General features: G+C 45.6%; 15 protein-coding genes. 7 read left to right on the top strand and 8 right to left on the bottom strand.

The window, feature by feature from the left end:
- Positions 1-44: 44 nt before the first annotated feature.
- Positions 45-1,235 carry a cysteine desulfurase family protein gene (locus ACLWBD_RS05120; RefSeq protein WP_413569845.1) on the bottom strand — a complete coding sequence of 397 codons (1,191 nt, stop codon included), beginning with the start codon at positions 1,233-1,235 and terminating at the stop codon, positions 45-47.
- A 31-nt stretch (positions 1,236-1,266) separates the two neighbouring features.
- On the bottom strand, positions 1,267-2,697 hold the full coding sequence (locus ACLWBD_RS05125) for a hypothetical protein (RefSeq protein ID WP_413569846.1): 1,431 nt from the start codon (positions 2,695-2,697) through the stop codon (positions 1,267-1,269).
- 172 nt (positions 2,698-2,869) lie between these two features.
- On the opposite strand from ACLWBD_RS05125, the gene ACLWBD_RS05130 reads away from it, so the two are divergent.
- From ACLWBD_RS05130 to ACLWBD_RS05140, 3 genes are all read left to right on the top strand, one after another.
- Positions 2,870-5,164: a vitamin B12-dependent ribonucleotide reductase gene (locus tag ACLWBD_RS05130; RefSeq protein ID WP_413569847.1), complete on the top strand. Its 2,295-nt coding sequence runs from the start codon at positions 2,870-2,872 to the stop codon at positions 5,162-5,164.
- A gap of 235 nt (positions 5,165-5,399) precedes the next feature.
- The gene (locus ACLWBD_RS05135) at positions 5,400-6,593 is read left to right on the top strand and encodes a S1 RNA-binding domain-containing protein (RefSeq protein ID WP_413569849.1); all 1,194 of its coding nucleotides are present in this window, start codon (positions 5,400-5,402) and stop codon (positions 6,591-6,593) included.
- 90 nt (positions 6,594-6,683) lie between these two features.
- The gene (locus ACLWBD_RS05140) at positions 6,684-7,298 is read left to right on the top strand and encodes a DUF4337 domain-containing protein (protein ID WP_253696926.1); all 615 of its coding nucleotides are present in this window, start codon (positions 6,684-6,686) and stop codon (positions 7,296-7,298) included.
- Here the strand turns inward: ACLWBD_RS05140 and ACLWBD_RS05145 are convergent.
- Both ACLWBD_RS05145 and ACLWBD_RS05150 read right to left on the bottom strand, forming a co-directional pair.
- Positions 7,295-8,398 (bottom strand): competence/damage-inducible protein A, encoded by a 1,104-nt coding sequence (locus ACLWBD_RS05145; protein ID WP_413569850.1) that lies wholly within the window; start codon positions 8,396-8,398, stop codon positions 7,295-7,297. The two genes, ACLWBD_RS05140 and ACLWBD_RS05145, sit on opposite strands and share 4 nt — an antisense overlap.
- A 13-nt stretch (positions 8,399-8,411) precedes the next feature.
- Positions 8,412-9,524: a calcium:proton antiporter gene (locus ACLWBD_RS05150; RefSeq protein WP_063209098.1), complete on the bottom strand. Its 1,113-nt coding sequence runs from the start codon at positions 9,522-9,524 to the stop codon at positions 8,412-8,414.
- Positions 9,525-9,690: 166 nt separating this feature from the next.
- Between ACLWBD_RS05150 and ACLWBD_RS05155 the strand changes: the two genes are divergently transcribed.
- Together ACLWBD_RS05155 and ACLWBD_RS05160 are read left to right on the top strand one after the other, a co-directional pair.
- Entirely contained in the window at positions 9,691-10,899 is a 1,209-nt protein-coding gene (locus ACLWBD_RS05155) for an acyl-CoA dehydrogenase family protein (RefSeq protein WP_063209100.1), read from the top strand.
- 5 nt (positions 10,900-10,904) lie between these two features.
- On the top strand, positions 10,905-11,621 hold the full coding sequence (locus ACLWBD_RS05160; protein WP_413569852.1) for a TrmH family RNA methyltransferase: 717 nt from the start codon (positions 10,905-10,907) through the stop codon (positions 11,619-11,621).
- Between the two features lie 32 nt (positions 11,622-11,653).
- On the opposite strand, the gene ACLWBD_RS05165 is transcribed toward ACLWBD_RS05160, so the two are convergent.
- From ACLWBD_RS05165 to ACLWBD_RS05175, 3 genes are all read right to left on the bottom strand, one after another.
- On the bottom strand, positions 11,654-13,483 hold the full coding sequence (locus ACLWBD_RS05165; protein ID WP_413569853.1) for a DUF4105 domain-containing protein: 1,830 nt from the start codon (positions 13,481-13,483) through the stop codon (positions 11,654-11,656).
- Positions 13,484-13,505: 22 nt separating this feature from the next.
- Positions 13,506-13,859: a hypothetical protein gene (locus ACLWBD_RS05170; RefSeq protein WP_413569854.1), complete on the bottom strand. Its 354-nt coding sequence runs from the start codon at positions 13,857-13,859 to the stop codon at positions 13,506-13,508.
- 225 nt (positions 13,860-14,084) lie between these two features.
- On the bottom strand, positions 14,085-14,705 hold the full coding sequence (locus tag ACLWBD_RS05175; RefSeq protein ID WP_413569855.1) for a hypothetical protein: 621 nt from the start codon (positions 14,703-14,705) through the stop codon (positions 14,085-14,087).
- Positions 14,706-14,808: 103 nt separating this feature from the next.
- Between ACLWBD_RS05175 and ACLWBD_RS05180 the strand changes: the two genes are divergently transcribed.
- Positions 14,809-15,693 (top strand): tyrosine-protein phosphatase, encoded by an 885-nt coding sequence (locus tag ACLWBD_RS05180; RefSeq protein WP_063209106.1) that lies wholly within the window; start codon positions 14,809-14,811, stop codon positions 15,691-15,693.
- Complete coding sequence (locus ACLWBD_RS05185) at positions 15,693-16,115, top strand: hypothetical protein (protein ID WP_063209108.1); 423 nt, start codon at positions 15,693-15,695, stop codon at positions 16,113-16,115. The genes ACLWBD_RS05180 and ACLWBD_RS05185 overlap by 1 nt, the downstream gene beginning before the upstream one ends.
- Here the strand turns inward: ACLWBD_RS05185 and ACLWBD_RS05190 are convergent.
- Entirely contained in the window at positions 16,112-17,680 is a 1,569-nt protein-coding gene (locus ACLWBD_RS05190) for a class I SAM-dependent methyltransferase (RefSeq protein ID WP_413569856.1), read from the bottom strand. The genes ACLWBD_RS05185 and ACLWBD_RS05190 overlap by 4 nt on opposite strands.
- Between the last annotated feature and the right edge of the window lie 183 nt (positions 17,681-17,863).

Genomic DNA, 17,863 nt, shown 5'->3' on the forward strand with positions numbered 1-17,863 from the left:
GCCCGCGGGACGAGCCTTTAAGTGTATGTTTTTCCTATGATTTTTTAATGAAGAGCGTTCTTTAGGATCTCTGCTGCGCGAAGAATTTCCTCTTCATTGCTCCAGCGTCCCAGGCTCAAGCGAATCGAGCACTGAACTTCGTCCACCGAAAGACCGATACCGCGAAGGACGTGGCTGACAACCATCGCACCCGTGCCGCAGGCAGATCCGGTGCTGACACCCAGCTTCTGCAAACGAGGTAAAAGACCTTCAGTTTTATATCCCGGCAAAGTGATATTTAATACGTTCGAAGCGCGCTCTGTAGGATGTCCATTCATGCGGATGCCCGGGATTTTTTCTTGCAGTGTTTGCCAGAAAAGATCACGAAGTTGGCGCAAGCGTTTGCACTCATCTCCCATCGTCGCCTGGCAGATTTCGGCCGCGACACCCATGCCGACAATGCCTGGAACATTCAGTGAGCCCGAGCGAAGTCCACGCTCTTGGCCACCACCATGAAGAAGTGGATTTAATTGTACTTTAGGATCTTTACCACGAATGTAAAGAGCACCAACGCCTTTAGGTCCATAGATTTTGTGTCCCGAAAATGACATCAAATCCACACCCATGTCTGTCACATTCATCGGAATTTTACCCGCCGCTTGAGTGGCATCGGTGTGCAGATAAATTTTATTCTCTTTCGCGATTTTTGCGATTTCTGGAATCGGATTGATCGTGCCGATTTCGTTATTCACCCAGATAAAGCTCATCAATTTTGTATGTGGCTTGATGGCTCTGCGAATTGTTTCTAATTCCACTTGTCCGTAAGAATTCACAGGAAGGAAGTCGACTTCAACTCCCATTTTTTCTGCGGCCGCCATCGCCTTCATGATGGAGCTATGTTCAATAGTGCTGGTGATAAAGTGAATAGGTTCCGACGGATTTTCTTCGCGAATTTTCGTCAAAAGACCAAAGATCGCCCAGTTGTTCGCTTCGGTCGCGCCACTAGTAAAGAAAACTTCCATGGATTTGGCGCCGATCAACGAAGCCACTTGGCCACGCGCTTTCGTCACCGCATTTTCAGCGATCCAACCCCATTGGTGAGCCGCACTTGCGGGATTTCCAAAGTACTCTTTAAAGTAAGGTTCCATCGCGTGATAGACTTGAGGATCCACCGGAGTGGTTGCATTGTAATCAAGATAGATCGGTTTGTCGTGTTGCAAACTAGTTCCCATCGGACGTTCAGAGCTTAATTCCATGGGAAGAGCTAATCCTGCTCGAAGGGGCGCGTCAAGCCGTTTCTTTGGCGCTTACTTTTTCCTCAAATTCCTGGATTTTTTCATTCAGGAAATTCTGTGCTTTGTATCTATCCAGATCTTCCAAATCGCCTTTAAGAATGTGCAGTTGCGAGATTCCCTGGTTTTTTAAGCGCTCTTTTTGCACATTGTAAAACACACCGCCGCGGGGAGTGTAGAGGACGTATTTATTGTTTCTGGGCAGATAGATATAAACATTGAATTCCACGGCGACGTTGCCAGCCATTTCTTCCAGTTTGATTGAGGCCATTTCTTCTGCCGGAGAATCGCCGTAACGTGTTTGTACGTTGTCGCAAGGAAAGAAGGCCATGGCGACTTCATTGCCTTCATGCAAAGACTTTCGAAGAAATTCTGCGCAATCCAAGGCCCAGTCTTCAAAAGGCACTTGCTTGATTTGCAAATCCATTCGTTCGCTTTCTTTGATGTCTTCGCCATTTTCTTTTAAGAAACGAAAAAGACGGGTTTGCACTTTCTCCATAAACACACTGTCGATGTGTTTATTTTTGGCCATAGCCGTGATGAGGTAACCTGAAAAGCGCGAAGACTCTATGACAATGCAAGCCACGTTGGTGGTTTGTTGAAGCGGCGCGGACTCTTGAAAAGAAGTGATATTGCACGCGCTTTCTAAAGCCTGTTTTGTACCGCGCAGAATGACCGAATCATTTTTCGTCGCACGAGGATCGGCTTCAATTTCTTCTGGTGTTCGACGAGGATGATGTGGAAAAGAATTCCCTGTTGGAACCCAAGTACCATACGGGTTTTTTGCCAAAGGAGCATACAGACCGCCATGAGCAGATTTTGGGTGAGGTGTGAACATGCTTCCATGCAATGGAGTTTGTCCCATACCTTGCGTCGCAAAGCCTGACTTTTGGGAGCCTGGGCCGCTCATCATCGCCGAGGATTCATCTCCGGCCAGCATTTGCGCAAGAATATTTTGTGCGTTAGTTGGATTAAAAGAACCATCTCCTTTAATAGCGATAACGCCGTCTTGAGTGCCATCATCTGCAGATCTTACCTGGTGAGGTGTCAGTCCGCGCGTCTGCATGTCTTTATAGTATTTATTCACCGTTCTTTCTACAGCCGGGCCAGTGACGGGAGGATATAAAATGTATTCTGTCGGACAGGCATTTAAAAGTCCGTAGGTTGCCGCCGAAGTGTCTTCAGAAAAAGCGATCACACAAACGGGGAAAGCTTGTGCAAGAATCTTCGGAAGATTGCGCACTTTTTTATTGGGATGATCAATGCTGATCATAACGAAAGCCGGTTGTTGTTGAACTAAAAATATCAATGCTTCTTTAAGATTTGTCGTCGACTTGATCACCCAGTCACGATTGCGCAGAAAACCTTCAACATTTCCTAGACCACCTGGCGACGACTTTATAATCAACAATGATTTCTTAACCAAAACGTGCTCCTGGGTTTTCTTTCTTAACGGAGCTTTAAAGTAAAAAAAGAATGGTTTACTCATGTTCTTAACCTACATTACCGAAGCTTAACCCCGACTGGCCGAATGTCTTAGAACACCCGTGCTAAGTCCTCAACTTGGCGTGTTCACGAAGAAGCGTTACGATAATGGAATGAAAAAAGCCCCACTGCATAGTGCCTCTTATTTTGTTGCACCCGGAAAAAATCCTGAATCCATGTTCGCTTGGAAGAAGGTCGACTCACAAATTCGCAATCGTCAGGGAGAAGTGTTTTTCGAAATGAAAAATGTGGAAGCTCCCGAGGCTTGGTCACAGCTTGCGATCGACATTGGTGCTAGCAAATACTTCCGCAAAATGGGCGTGCCTAAGACGAAGCATGAAAACTCTGTTCGCCAACTTGTGAATCGGGTTGTAAAGGCCATCGCGGCTTCGGCGTTGAAACAAGGCGGATATTTCAAAAGCAAAAAAGACGCGGATATTTTTGCCAATGAATTGAAATACATTTTGTTATCACAGCGAGGAGCTTTCAATAGCCCCGTATGGTTTAATGCTGGTTTGTGGGAGTCGTACAAAATCAATTCACCCAGTGAACACTTCGCCTGGGATGAAAAGAAAAAGAAGATTCAATCGACGCACAACGCGTATGAGCGTCCTCAGTGTTCGGCGTGCTTTATTCAAAGTGTGGATGATTCCATCGAAGGAATTTTTGAGTTGGCAAAAACTGAAGCCAAACTTTTTAAGTACGGTTCCGGTACAGGCAGTAACTTCTCAAAAATTCGCAGTCGTTATGAATTGACGAGTGCCGGGGGCATGAGCTCCGGTCTTCTGTCATTTTTGGATGTCTTAGATAAAGGCGCGGGCGCAATTAAATCCGGCGGTACGACAAGACGTGCGGCAAAGATGGTCGTGGTTGATATCGATCATCCTGAGGTGTTGGATTTTATCGAATGGAAAATGCGTGAAGAGCGAAAAGCTCACATGCTGATTGCCGCAGGTTTAAGTGCAGAGTTTGAAGGTGAAGCTTATCGCACGGTTTCGGGACAGAATGCGAATAACTCCGTGCGTGTGACCGATGCTTTTATGAAAGCTGTTGAACAGGAAAAGCCTTGGAAGCTTAAAGCCCGTGTCACGGGGAAAGCTTTGCGCGAAATGCCGGCTCCGGAAGTGTGGAATAAAATCACGCATGCAACGTGGGTGTGTGCAGATCCGGGAATTCAGTTTCACGATACTATTAACAAGTGGCACACGTGTCCGAACATGGATGAGATTCATTCCAGCAATCCATGTTCTGAATATATGTTCCTGGATGACTCCGCTTGCAACTTGGCTTCTATCAATTTGGTGAACTTTTTAGATAACGAAGGGCATTTCGATTTTGAGTCTTTCATTCACACGGCTCGAACCTTGTTCGTGGCGCAAGAAATTTTAGTGGATTACTCTAGCTACCCCACAGAAAGAATTGCGCAAAATTCTCATGACTATCGTCCTTTAGGATTGGGGTTTGCAAACCTGGGAAGTCTTTTGATGAGAAAGGGCATTCCGTACGATAGCGATGAAGGGCGTGCATGGGCTGGGGCGATCACGGCTTTGATGAGCGGGGTCGCTTATTTGACCAGCGCGGAAATGGCGCGCGCGAAGGGGCCATTTGCAGGTTTTAAAAAGAATCGCATTTCAATGCTGAAGGTGATGAAGATGCACGAATCTTCATTGAAGGGTGTTAACTGGTCCTACTTACCTGAGGGCCTTGATAAAGCCGTTAAAAATCTATGGAAGAGCGTTATCTATAACGGCACAAAGCATGGTTTCAGAAATGCGCAAGCAACCGTCATCGCGCCGACTGGAACCATCGGTCTTTTGATGGACTGTGATACCACGGGCATTGAACCCGATTTTTCCTTGATCAAATTTAAAAAACTTTCTGGCGGCGGAGAAGTGCAAATCGTGAATCAATCTGTCGAACAGGCTTTGCAAGTGCTGCAGTATCCGGCTGATGCGATCAAGAAGATCTTGCAATACGTGCAAGATCACAACACCGTCGTCGGTTGTCCTGAAATTCGCAGTGAAGACATCGCGGTTTTTGATTGCGCGACGGGAGTCGTCGGTCAACGCGTTCTTTCACCGGAAAGCCATGTGCAGATGATGGCGGCTGTGCAGCCGTTTATCAGTGGCGCCATTTCCAAAACGGTGAATCTTCCTAACACGGCGACGGAAGGCGATATCAGTCGCATTTATTTCTTAGCTTGGAAACTGGGAGTGAAAGCGGTAGCGATCTATCGTGACGGCAGTAAACAAAGCCAACCCCTGAATGTTCATAAGGTTAAGAAAGAGGAAGCGGAGGAAGTTCAACCCGATTTCACCATGAAATGCCCCGAATGCGGAAGCGACACCGTCCTCACAAGTGGCTGCTATCGATGCCCCAACTGTGGCACGACTGTCGGCTGCTCGTAAAGCCTTCTCCAAATTCCAAATTACGTCTTCGAAGGGGTCAATAATACCAAATCCTGCTGGCTGCGACCCTTGGTATAAGCATTTTTGGGGCTTCGCTTCAGGTTTTTATTCGGTCTGTTAAAGTCGTGGTGCGTTTTATGTGTATTGGGATTTGAGTTGTATTTGGCCGTTGGTTTTTTGTGGGTTCAAGGGTAAGCTTTCGGACTCTCGGTTATGAGTTAAAAAGGACGATTTTATGTCTAAGAAAAAAGATATTTTTGGTGATGATATTGAAGAGTCGAAGGACTTTGCGAGTTTTGAAGAGTTGTTTGCACAATCTGAAAAAGGTTTGGATCGCAAACTTCGTGTAGGTGATGAGGTTCGTGGAGAAATTCTTTCTATTGGTAAAGAAGAGGCCTTTGTTTCTACAGGGACTCCGGTGGATGGATTGATTTTAACAAAGGATCTTTTGGACGAAAATAAGGAAGTTAAATACAAAGTCGGTGATGTGATCGACTGTGTGGTGACGGCTTTTAAAAATGGCGAGATTCGTCTTTCTAAGCGTGGTTCCAAGAATGCGACGACGGATTCTTTGGAAGATGCTTTTGATATGGAGCTTCCGGTTGAAGGGCGTGTGACTGAGACTTGCAACGGTGGATTCCGTGTCAGTGTTCAAGGTAAAACAGCTTTCTGTCCGATCAGTCAGATTGATTTGAAGTTTGCTACCGATGCTAACGAATACGTAGGTAAGAAGTTTGAGTTTTTGATCACGCAAATGGATAAGCGCAACATGGTTGTGTCTCGTCGTCGTTTGTTAGAGCTTCAACGTGCGGAAAACGAAGGGACCTTCATGTTGAAGCACCAGCCGGGTGCTCTTCTTGACGGTAAGATTGTTCGTATCGAACGCTTTGGTGCTTTTGTTGAGCTTGAAGCGGGAATTGAAGGTTTGATCCACGTTTCTGAATTGGGCTGGTCTCGTATTCATGATCCGCATGAAGTGGTTTCTATCGGTCAATCAGTGACGGTGAAACTTCTGAAGACGGAAGAACTTGATGGCAAGTTGAAAATTTCTTTGTCCTTGAAGCAAGCTGACGGCGAAGGCAATCCTTGGTTGCAAGTGCCTCAGAAATTCCCGGTGGGAGCTGTGGTCAAAGGCAAAGTCGAGAAGAAAGAAGTGTACGGTCTTTTTGTGAACATAGCTCCGGGTGTCACGGGTCTTTTGCCAAAATCAAAATGGCGTGACTCCGTGGACGCCAGCCAGTTTGAAAATAAAAAACGTGGCGATGAAGTGACAGTTCAAGTAGATCAAATTCTTTTTGAAGAAAAGAAGATCTCTTTAGGTCTGCCAGGTGAGGTGGAAGACACAAGTTGGAAACAACACACGGCCGCTAATTCTGGTTTTGGTTCTTTGGGTGATGCGTTTAAGAATTTGAACATCAAGCCAAAATAATCAGACGGCATTGACGAAAAAAATCAAAGTCATTATAACTAATGCACTTAACAAATAGGGGACCGCAAGGTCCCTTATTTTATTTGCATCATGGTTATGACAGAAGTAAAGAATTCAAATTTTGAAATGCGTTGTGGGGTTGTGATCGCGGTTTTTGCGGCGGTCATGGCGGTGAGTGACCTTATAGCAGGCAAGTACGGTGACGATGAAATCATCGGGACCAATGAAAAAGCCGCCGCTTATATGTGGTACCAATCTAAAAGTATCAAAGAAACTCTGGTTGAAGGCGAAAAATCCTTATTGATGAGTTTGAAAGAGGCCGGCGCTATCCAGGCACGCGCCAGTGAGGGGATCGACAACCATATTGCCAATCTGAACAAGAAAATCCTGCGCTATAAAAAAGAAAAAAATGAAATCCTGAAAGGTTCAGAATCCGTTGGAAAAGAAAACTGGGTTCAGGACGTGAACGGTGAACTAGGTAAAATCATCGGTGCCCAAGAGATGGAAGTCCATCTGGCGGCATTGGGAAAAGCCGGGGACCGCTTTGATATGGCTAGCCTGTTCTTTCAGATTTGTCTGGTTTTAGGGGCGTTGAGCTTGGTTCTAAAAAAAGAAAAGCTGCAAATGCTCTTCTTCACCGGCATGTGCAGCTTGGGGCTTCTTGGCACCAGCATTTCGCTCTGGGCTTTTTTGTCGTTATCTTAATTTAAATTTTTCATCCAGAAGATCAACGCCATCTCTGCAAAATACTGATGGCGTCTTTCACGCATGTTCGCAGTCTTATATGGACTGCTGATCACGTCTTTTAACTTCTTGCCGCGGAACTCAAGGCTCACTTCACAGGTGTGCTCGTCTTTAGGTAAGACATGCAAATGCAGGTCAGCGGGACTTTTCACTGCGCGAGATTTTGAAAAGCTCCACGATTTATCTGTCATATACTCACGGAGGACCGGCATCAAACGATTCATTAAGAATTGCCCGGTCACTTCGTCGATAAGGCAAATTGAATTAATCTCTTTTAGTTTTTGCGCAAAGACCTCAGCCACATCCTCGGCGTCGCGAGTGATGGTGCAAAAGTGAAGGGCCTCTGTCAGATTGCTAATAGCCCTTTCCATTTCCTTTTCTTGCGATTTGAAATAAGAAAGCTTCACCTCGACATAAGGAAGATGAACTCGATAACCCTTTTCGACAGTCACATTCTTTAAAACATCTTCAACGATCACGGCGACGTCGGATTCACCAACGCCGATCGTGTCCCACATGCGAGTGACAAAAGGATCTAAATGTTTTGTGTTCTCGTTCAGCCAGTCCGTGATGTAATCATCCCACACCGATTCGATTTCACGAGGAGGTCCCGGAAGTACGAAAACTTTTTTACCGTGAGCCTCTAAGTAAAAGGCATTGGCCGTGCCTTGCATGTTTTTTAGAACTTTACTTCCCTCAGGAAAGTAGCACTGCTGTCTTTGAATTTCTTTAACGACGTAACCACGCGAAGTCAGGCGGTCGTTGACGTGTTGCCAAGAAGCTTCGTCAAATTTCAACGGCACTCCCGCCCACTCGGTCACGATATCGCGAGTGAAGTCGTCGGATGTCGGGCCCAAACCTCCGGTGATGAAAATCAGGTCGGCTTTGCTAGCGCAGAACTCCAAACCTTCGCGCATCAGTTTGCCTTCGTCAGGGACTACCAGGTGAGCATTTGTCGTTAGGCCGCGTGCTTTAAGTTTCTTAGAAATCCACGAAGCGTTTTTGTTAACGATCTGTCCATCAGTAAGTTCTGTGCCGATGCCGAAGATGGCTGCTTTCATTTTCTAAAACTCCCTAAGGGCTGAATACCAAAGTGATGTAAACGAAGAATACCGTGAGATGCACAGCACCCTCAAGCAACGTCGTTCTTTTATTAGAAAATGTGAGTGTGCTTAGCAGCAATGTGATCGCAAGCAAAGTCATCTCGGTGGGCTTAAGGCCTAAAACCACGGGCTGCCCCGTGATGAGTCCGATAATCAGGACAGCAGGGACAGTTAAGCCTACTGTGGAAGCTGCGGAGCCTAAGCAAAGATTGATGGCTCTTTGCAAATCATTGCGCGCGACAGCTTTTAATGAACTGATGGCTTCTGACGTGAACACGATAGCGGCAACAACCACACCACCCAGTGCCGCAGGAAGCTGTAAATAATTGATCCCATGATCCAGGATTTTCGCAAGGCTTTTTGAAAGAAGAACGATAGGAAGAATATTAAGTATCAAAAGAATTGTGTGTTTAAAAACGGTGTGTTTGGCAATCTCCACCGCATCTTCACCGCTGTGATCTGCTTTGGTAGCTTCAAGAGCATCGGGGTGAACGTAAAAAGCGCGGTGACGACCCGTTTGCGTGATCAGAAAAATTCCGTATAGCGCTATCGTAAAACCGGCGACGGCCACCGACTGGAAGGTCGTCAAAGTTCCGCCTTCTGTGGAAGTTGTAAAGTTCGGCAGAATCAAAGGTACAGTCGTCAGGGGAATAAGAACTGAAAGATAAGAGGCGGAACCCTGAAGGTTATAGGATTGTTCTCTGAATTTATAGCCGCCAATCAGAAGCCCTAAACCAACAACGCCATTTAATATAATCATTAAGACCGCAAACATGGTGTCACGACCTAGTGTCGGAGCTTCCTTAGCTCCCAACATAACTGCCGCAACCAAGGCCACTTCAATGATGACGATGGAAAGAGTCAGAATCAAAGTGCCGTGGGGCTCGCCCAGAAGTGCCGCCAGTTCTTCGGCTTCATGCACGACGCCAAAGGCTGACCAAAGAATCACGGCAAAGAGCCACAGAAATAAACCCGTTAAGATCACCGGAGATCCCAAATCGCTCAACCAGGAAGAACCGAAAACTAAGAAGCAAAGAACGGTCACCCAGGCGACGATAAGGCGGGTTAAACTGACTTTCTGCATGGCGACCTCCTAGGCTGAAGCGGATTAAAGTTATTTACTTATGACTTCTATGCGTTCATCGGTCCAGACACAATGCATTAAGAGGGCCAAAACCTTGCTCATCTGGGCGTCTCTCAATAGATTCCTGCGTTGAATAATCATTCTACTGAGCTCAAGGAGTTTACTCATGTCTTTCAATTGGAAAGAGTTTGATCTTTATAATCCGACACCAGAACACGCGATGTTGCGCGAAACTGTGAAGGCTTTCACGGAAGCCGAAGTTGAACCTCAAGCTCATGAGTACGATCGCAGTGAAAAATTCAATCTTCCTCTTTTCAAAAAAATCGGCGAGTTGGGACTTTTGGGTATCACAGTTCCAGAAGAGTTTGGTGGAGCAGGCATGGATGCAACGGCGGCCGTGATCGTGCACGAAGAACTTTCAGCTTCCGATCCAGGTTTCTGTTTGGCTTACCTTGCGCACTCGATGCTTTGTGTGAACAACATTGCCGTGAACGGCAGTGATGAGCAACGTCACCGCGTTTTGCCAAAACTTTGCTCTGGAGAGTGGGTGGGCTCTATGTCGATGTCAGAACCTGCTGTCGGTACGGATGTTTTAGGCATGCAAACGCGCGCTGAAAAAACAGCGAATGGTTATGTTTTGAACGGTCGCAAAATGTGGATCACCAATGGCACGATTGATGAAAACAACACGCCTTGTGATCTGACTCTGGTCTATGCGAAAACGGGCGAAAAAAATGGCCGTGCGCAAGTTTCCACATTCTTGGTTGAAAAAGATCATCCTGGATTCCAAGTTGGTCAAAAGATCAAAGACAAATTGGGTATGCGTGGTTCTAATACCGCAGAACTTGTTTTCCAAGACTGCCAAGTTCCTGCGTCGGCGCTTGTGGGTCACGAAGGTGATTCGATGTTGCACATGATGAGAAATCTTGAGCTTGAGCGCTTAACACTCGCGGCGATGAGCTTAGGTATCGCTCGTCGTTCGATTGAAATTATGAACCGTTACGCGACAGAGCGTGAAGCTTTCGGTAAATCTTTGAATTTCTTTGGTCAAGTTCAGCGTTACGTGGCGGACAGCTATGCAGAATACAAATCAGCTCGTGCTTATGTTTACGAAACAGCTCGTCGCATGGATTTGAATAAAGAAGGCAACCGTTTGGATTCAGACGGCGTAAAACTTGTTGCGACAACAATGGGTAAAAACGTGGCCGACCGCGCGATCCAAGTTTTGGGTGGTTACGGTTACGTGGGTGAGTACGTGGTTGAAAGACTTTGGAGAGATGCAAAGCTTCTTGAAATCGGCGGCGGTACTATTGAAGCTCACCAAAAAAATATCACTCGCGATTTGGCTAAAAATCCTGAGTTCTTGTACAAGTAGGTCAAATGTTTCCTTACGGGCCCGAGCTTGAAATCAATGCTCATTTGAAAGTTCATTATCAATTAGTACTTGAGAAAATCGGGCCTTTGTTGACCGACGATCGCCGCCAAAAAATTGAGCGCGTGGTCTCTTTAAGAAACTTCGATACCGCAGTGGTGTTAGAAGGTATTTACGACCGTGGTAATATCTCTGCGGTCATGAGAAGTGCCGAAGGCTTAGGTTTTGGCAACTTCCACGTCATTGAAACCCAGGAAAAATTCAAAGAAGCCAATCGTGTCACGCAAGGTGCGGATAAGTGGGTCGAAGTTCAGAAGTGGAAGAAAACTTCGGACTGCGTGAAGTCACTAAAGCAACAAGGTTATAAAATCTGCGTGACTCATTTGGATGCGAAATCCAAACCTCTTCATGAAATCGATTTTTCTGGAAAAGTGGCGTTGGTCTTAGGAAATGAAAAAGATGGTGTGTCGCCCGAGATGATTGCGGCGGCAGATGAAACCATCATCATTCCTATGACAGGCTTTGTGCAAAGTTTTAATATCTCTGTGGCCGGCGCGTTGAGTCTTTACCATATCTCTCAAGACCGTATGAAGCGTTTAGGTTCCAATGCTTCATTGACGGAAGAAGAACAGGCGATTTTACGCGCGCACTACTACATGCGCACTCAAGACTCCGCCACTCAATATCTCGAAGAGATGTTTGCCCGCGGGCTTTTGAAAGCTTAAAGCTGAATGCGGCTGTCAGGTTCCTTTTTTCTTTACTTGATCGTCTCTGCCAAAAGCTCTCGGTAGTAGTCATTGGAATTCTGAAGCTCATTAAGAATTTTCTCATGACGTTTCTTGAACTCAGCCACTAAATCGGCGTTGTTGGCGCGAAACTCTTCCAGCGAATCACGTTTATTCACAAGAGTTTGAACTTGGCTGGCTTCTGGGATGCCATAGCTCAGACGATTCTCAAGATTTGAGGTCGCATCTGAAGATTTTTTAACCAAGTTTTTGATCTCAGCATCTTGCATTTTCTTTTTCTCAATCATGAAGATAGAGAGTTTCATCCCAATCAGATCTTGTTGCGCTTGATAGATCATATATTGTACTTGTGCGGCACCAGCCCAAGTGGTTTTTCCAGCGGCCACGATTTTGCTAAAAAGGGCTTTTCTTTTTTCATTCGACATTGCAACCAACTCGTCCCAGGGAACTGCCGCTGCTGCCAAGACACTGTCTTTGATTTTTTTACGAGTTCTATTCGCAGCGAACACCGTTTTTGGAGTGACATCGATCAAGCCTTTTTTAATCAAAGTGTCGCGCAAATCCAAAGGAGAGAAACTACTGCCAGTGATCACATTCATGTTAAAGACGGAGTTGATCACGTTCGCCACACTGTGCGCGCAGTTATTGGATAGAAAGTAATACTTGCCTGAAAAATTCCAAATGAAATCGGCGAGAGTAGCCGCGATTTCTTGGTTATTGACCTTCAATGGGTAGACTTCAAGATCACGAAGTTCTTTTGTTGTGTAATCTTGAATCGCTGTTGGTACAGGTACAACAAAGAGTGTGAGATCATATTTTCCGAAAAGACCATCTGTTAGAGACAATCCTCTATAAACCAACGCCGCGGGAGAAATCACCAAGTGGTCATTAATATCATTTTCGCAGCTGACTTTTTTGGGATCCTTACCGGGAGGGCATATTGTGAGATAGATCATCGCGTGACCATATTTCGAGGGGGCGCTGTCCCCCTTGGATGCAAAGAAATAGCTGACGGATTGAACTTGAGATAAGTTCACCATCCTTGTCACGCCTCCAGGCGTCGTATAGACAAAGCCCGCATATTCAGCACAGTCCTTTTTCTGTTTTAGCGGCGCGCCGAACATTTTTGTCAGAGCTGTATTGATTGCCGGCTTTTTGCAGCCGTAAGTTTCATCTAAAATGAAATGTTCCATGTGGACGGCGAAAGATTCGCGCAGGCTGGTGAACTCGTAAGGGTCAGGACTACCCTGGTTTCTGAAGTTGAGTCTTTCAAAGTTCATCGCATTTTGCCAACCTGCTGCGGACACAAAACTCGGGTAGTGCGAGAACTGACCTTTTTTTTGTTCCAACATGATGCAGGCTTGATTTGTCTGTATGTCCCGAGGCATGTCGTTGTTTCTATCGCAATTTGCATTGAAATACTGTTCTTCCTCCGCGGTGCGATTTTTTTTATCGATGACGTGAGCGATCTCATGCACGAGTGTCGCGGAAATAAATGTTTTTAGATCGCTGTAATTCGTTTTGGTTTTGATATTTTTATCAAAATAGGACGAGCTGAACGCGTCGGGATGAATAAAGATCGTCGAACCAAGGGCGCTCGCGATCCCTTTGTCTTGAGACAGACCTTCTTGAATCTCAAGACTGATTTTTTGCTTTCGAAGGAAGTCAGAGAATTTGGCAGGAGCTAACTCTTCTATCTGACGCAGAGATTCTTGAATCTGTCGTTTTTGTTCGGGACGAAATTTTTCCGAGATCGCGACCTCAGCCGAAGCCGAGGTGCCTCCGATAAAAAGAAGAAGCGCGGATACAATCGAATAAAAATGCAGTTTAGAATGTCTCACGTCCGCACCTCTTTGACGAAAATTATTTAATGTCGTTGATTTTAAAGTTAATCGCTTCTTGAACTAATCTCTTAGAAATCGTTTTATCATCGACGTTTGCCAGTTCAGTGTGCTTTGCTTTTAGGTCTGCGATAACCGCATTAAGTAGAGCTGTTTTTTCGCCGGTTTCAATGTTCAAAAGAGCATCATTGGCAATGCGCTCAATAATGATTTTGCGATCCGCCGCTAACCCAGAAGTCGTTTGTAAACTCATTGTAGGAGATAAAGTGACGCCAGTCGAAGTGAAGAGGTACCATCCTTGAGCCTCGGTTATCGCGTGAGAAACGTTCGAGAAAGTCATTGCGGCGGCCAAAGCGATCAGAGTTAACTTTTTCATAGTTATGTCCTTTGTTTTATAATGGTTATGAGGTCCGATCTTCGGGGCGCATCACCCCGGATTGAACTCCCTTCCTTTTGGGAGTTCTATTTCACGAATTGTTCCACTTCAGTTTGATTTAAAAGGGGGGACTGTCAGTATTTTCTGTTTAGAGATTAGACAGGAAGCCAGGAAGGTCTTTTATATGTGGAATCCCTTAGTATGTGGAATCCTTGATGGGAGCTTTTATTTGGTGCCAGAGGTCTTATTTTCATAGGAACGGGCTGGCTTTTTCTTACGGACGAGTTTCTCGTAAAAAGCCAGGTTTTTATCAAGACTTTTTTGCAACTCAGAAGAGTAGACTTCTCGGCATTTTAAAAGCGCATCCATCGTGTCTTGAGGATCGTATTTGTTTTGGTATTCCCCAGTGACGCTATTCATTCGGCGCACAAGATCTTTTTTAAAAATCGTTAAAGTCGCATCGTCGAGTTTTGCTTTAGGCGTTTCGGCCTTTTGTTTTTCTTCTTTGCTCACTTCTGCATAAGAAATTCCACCGATCTCACCATTGGCTTGGAAACTCATTTTCACGTAAGGCATTTTACTGTCTTCAAGATGAAAGACCGCATCCTTGCCCGCGAACTTATTGTCGATCACGTAGGAAGAAGAGTCGGTGATAAAGTACAGGTGCTTGCCCCAAGGAAGAACGATGGGTGTGGCAGTTTCAAGTCCCAGCTTGTGGCTTCGGCCCTCTGACTTATCGTTCAAAGCTTCATGGCAGCGTACGACGTTTTTTAAATCCTGAGAGGCCAGGGCGGAAGTAGAGATCAAAAGACTGAGGGCAACAAGGTGAACAGAAAGCTGTTTCATATGTTTTCAGATTAAAGAAGCTTTGATGTGGACGCGAGTCCAGTTTGACGGTTGTTTCAGAAAGTAAATGCCTTTAGGCTAAACATTAACAGGTAGGGTAGCTATGAAACTTACATCCTTGATGCTGGCATTGTTTTTATTGGCTTCGTGTGCAGAAAAAGGCGTGCAAAGCGATGGCTCAGAGAGCGTGATAAAAGAATCTCCGAAGTCGTCGTTCTTTATGACGAAGCCCCAACCCACAGAACCCGTTGAATTGGTCTTCGATAAGAAATACGCAGGCCAACAAGCCGTGAACTATCGCAAGAATGATAACTTAAGAATTTCAGGAAGCGCGACTTTAGGCCCGAAAGCCCTTAAGCAAGTCTCTAAGGTCGTCAAAAAAGATAAGGCGGCCTTATATGTTTTTGATCTAAGGCAGGAGTCTCATGGTTTGATCAACGATGTCCCCGTGACCTGGCAAGCGGATCGCGATTGGGCTAACGCTGATTTAAATCATGACGAAGCCGTTCGCCGTGAGCGCCGTCTTTTGGGTGATCTTCGTGTAGGTGAGAAAATCGCCGGAACTGAAATCAAAAGCATCGAAACTGAAGAGAGCATGGTTCGAAGTGCCGGTCATCAGTACGTGCGCTTAACGGTGACAGATCATGTGCGCCCGGTGGATTCTGAAGTCGATCGTTTTATTGAAGCGTTCAGAGCTTTGCCAGAAAATTCGTGGGTGCATTTTCATTGCCGCGCAGGTAAGGGCCGCACCACCACGTTCATGGTTCTTTATGACATGCTTATTAATGCCAAGTATGTTTCTTTCGATGAAATCATCGATAGGAATACGAAACTGAGCAATGACTACGATGTCTTAACCGTTGGCGATCCCAAAGATTGGAAGTATCCTTATCAGAAAGAGCGCGCGGATTTTGTTCGCCAGTTTTATCAGTATGCAAAAGAAAATCCTCGCGGTGAAAAGCAGCTTTGGTCGGAATGGGTGAAGTAATGAAAAAGTTTTTAGTTTTAACAGCTTTGATCTTCGTCTGTGGTTGTGCCACTCAAAAAAAGGAAACTGCGAACTGGGACGAGTTTAATGATTTAAAATCGTCCTCGACAGAAAAGTCCAAGAAGTCCGAGAAGCCTGCGCCAGAAACTTCGTCAAAGCCCAGCGCCATCGTAGTTGATGGCAGCGATGTTCAAACCCTTGAGAAAATGACAAAGGCCGTTGAAGCTTACGTTCTGAAAAATCAAAAAGATGATTTCACAAAGCTTTGCAAAGACAAGCGCTTTGATTGTTTTGTCGATAGCAAAGCCTTTCCCAAAGGAAAGAAAACTGTGAAGCGCACAGTGCCACCTTATGCGAGCGGTTCGAAGATGGGCCTGCAAGGTGAAACACGCGTGCAGGTGAAGTACGACTTTTATCCTTAGTTCTTTCTTAAGATGATGGATTTCATCAGGGGCTCCTGATCGGGGAGCTCAAAGTCCACACCTTGGGAGGGTGCTGGTAAAATCTTGAAAGAAAAATCCTTTTTCAACTTGTTCAGTTTCAGATGCAGATCACCGGTGGTCCACTTTTCGTAGTTCGTACAGAAAAGCAGAAGACCGTTTTTTTCTAAGCAATACATCGCATTGATAAGAAGCTCATCAAAGTTTTTGCTGATTGAAAAAACGCCGTTTTTCGAGCGGCCAAAAGACGGGGGATCACAGATGATCAGATTGAATTTTCTTTTACGACGGATCGTTCCTTTTAAGAACAAGATGCAATCTTGAACCCAGAATTCGTATTTATCGTCTTCTGGATTTAACCCGTTGATCTCGAAATTCTTTTTGCTCCAGTCGATGAAGTTTTGTGAAACATCGACGGTGCAGACTTCTTGGGCTCCCGCAAGTGCCGATACCAAGCTAAAACCGCTTGTATAAGAAAAAAGGTTCAGAACACGGCGGTCTTGTGCGTGCTCTTGCACCCACAGACGATTTTCACGCTGATCTAAGAAAAGACCTGGCGACAATCCCGTATTGTTGCGAAGTTCGTACTTCACACCATTTTCTTTGGCTATCCATACCGGGGAGGTATTACCAATATTCCAAAGAATCTCGGCGTTAGGGTCTTCACCGCGATTCAGCATCTTACGAATAAAGATTTTCTTGTGATGTTTCTTCGCCAACTTTTCAAAGCGCAAGAGATCTTGAACCGTAGGATCAGACTCTTTGTACCAATAGACCCAAAGATGATCGCCGTACTGATCCACACGGTAAGAGTCAATTTCACGATGACTTAGACGTAAACACTCTTCCGGAAGTTCAGAAAATTTATACATGCGCTCGCGGCGCTCGAAAGCTTCGGCAAGAGTCAGGGCTTCGATGTCAGTAAGCAAATCACCCGCCGTTGCCCACACAGGCAACGCCGTTTCGTAGTGAACCTTTTGCCCGCGCAATTCAAAACTCAAAGAGTGGGAATGCAGGCACAAGCGATTGAAGTGAGTACCGCCATGTTCTTCGTCACCTAGAATAGCAACGCCATTGGCCTCGGCGTGCAGACGAATTTGATGGGGCTTTCCAGTGTGAGGAATCGCTTCCCAAAGTTCGTAAGGTCCTACGGACTCAAGCCACTTGAATGTTGTTTTAGAATTCGGCTCTTTGCTAGGGGAGCTTACGAAAGAGTTTTTCTCTTTTGTAATCAAAGACTCGTACGTGAATTCCTTTTGCTCGATCTTTTTATCTGTCAGGAAAAGATAGCGTTTAGCGACCTTGTGCTGCTCAAAAAGTTGAGTCAGTTCGGCCGCTACTTCCGAAGAGGTTGGAAACACCAAGGCGCCCGAAGTCGCCTTATCCAGGCGGTGCACGGGATAGAGTTTTCTATCAAGCTCTTCTTCATAGATTTCGACGCAACCGCGCTGGCCATACTCTGGCGTATGCGTGTTAAGCCCTGCGATCTTGTCAACAAAGATGCAGCCGGCAAATTCGGTGTATTTGAGCTTAATAACTCGTGTCATCAGTCTACTATAGTTCGGTTTTCATTGAGGGTCATCGGTATATTCGCTAGAAAGTATAGCTGGACCCTGCCGCTTCAAACAGTCCTCGTTCGTGAGGTTTTGTTAGGCTCCGCATTAGCTTGTGTGCTCACTGCGGAACTTGCGTCAGAATCCAGCTATACTTTCTAGCGAATAAACGGAGAA

This window comes from Bdellovibrio sp. HCB117, assembly GCF_047305915.1.
Taxonomy (GTDB): Bacteria; Bdellovibrionota; Bdellovibrionia; order Bdellovibrionales; family Bdellovibrionaceae; genus Bdellovibrio; species Bdellovibrio bacteriovorus_B.